Origin of the sequence: Schleiferilactobacillus shenzhenensis LY-73 (assembly GCF_000469325.1) — a bacterium.
Lineage (GTDB): Bacteria > Bacillota > Bacilli > Lactobacillales > Lactobacillaceae > Schleiferilactobacillus > Schleiferilactobacillus shenzhenensis.
In genome coordinates, this window is the sequence record NZ_KI271599.1 from 27,560 (window position 1) to 27,798 (window position 239).

Below are 239 nucleotides of genomic sequence, written 5' to 3' on the forward strand. Positions count from 1 at the left end.
CAAATACGAATTCTGTCACGCCCCAATCTGCTCCGCCCTCCGTCACCCTACATTCTCGGAGACTGAAAGTGTCTCGCTCGTCACGAAATTCTGGCAGCTTCCTCCCCGAGCATGATGACAAGAGCCTGCAAATACAAGTGCGGGCGGCACCTCCGGCAAATATGTCCTGGCACGAAGAATCCTCCGATTGGGTAGGATGTAGGCGATTTGGGCCCGGAGGCTGGCGGGGCTCAGCCATG